The following is a 715-nucleotide window of genomic DNA, read 5'->3' as shown; positions in this document are numbered from 1 at the left end:
TGTTTATGAAAGATATGATGAATGGTTTCTTTAACTTCTTTATATTTGTCAGGGCGCTTAAAGGCTTTTATCCAATAATAATACGTACTACGAGCGATTCTAGCTACTTTGATAAGGTCGACGACCTTATACTCATGCCTTAATTCAAACACTACTTGGGCTTTTTCGCGCTCTTTAATTCCCTTGATGTTTGTACTAAGGCGTTCAACTTTTTTAAGTACGCATTTTCCATTCGTAAATATTCAAGTTCCTTTACTAGTTCTTCATTTGTTTTCTGTGAATCATTATTTTTAATCGGATTCTTCTTCACTTTTGGCGGCCTCCTGGTCTTGGCATACAGGCCGTCCATGCCCTGTTCTTCAAAGATCCTTCTCCATTTTATAACCGTTGAATATGAAGGGATATTAAATACAGAAGATGCTTCACGAATAGACGCTCCCGTTTTTTCAATATACGTTAATACGTCCATTTTAAACTCGGCAGAGTACTTTGTATACGTTGATTCTAAACCTTCTTTCCCATGTTTTTTAAATAATGCCACCCATTGAATAACATCTGATGTATTCGCACCATATAACTCAGCTGTTTCTTTATATGAATATTGCTTATTGATGTAGAAATCTACAGCTTTTAACTTTGTTTCAAGTGTGTGTTTTGACATAAAAAACTGCACCTCCAATTATTAGTTTTTGTCTAACAATTGGGGTGCAGTTCA

1 protein-coding gene is annotated in these 715 nt (G+C 35.1%); it reads right to left on the bottom strand.

Features of this window, described 5'->3' with window-relative positions; translation table 11 throughout:
* Nucleotides 1-151: 151 nt before the first annotated feature.
* Nucleotides 152-661: a helix-turn-helix domain-containing protein gene (locus tag M3225_RS28785; RefSeq protein WP_251400732.1), complete on the bottom strand. Its 510-nt coding sequence runs from the start codon at nucleotides 659-661 to the stop codon at nucleotides 152-154.
* Nucleotides 662-715: the final 54 nt, after the last annotated feature.

This window comes from Priestia aryabhattai, from assembly GCF_023715685.1.
Taxonomy (GTDB): domain Bacteria; phylum Bacillota; class Bacilli; order Bacillales; family Bacillaceae_H; genus Priestia; species Priestia aryabhattai_B.
The sequence above is the reverse complement of the archived record's forward strand: the minus strand, read 5'-3'. Positions and strand labels throughout refer to the sequence as shown.

What these genes read in the sequence shown, in the direction of transcription:
- M3225_RS28785 (WP_251400732.1), bottom strand. Translation starts at nt 661, where the DNA reads ATGTCAAAACACACACTTGAAACAAAGTTAAAAGCTGTAGATTTCTAC.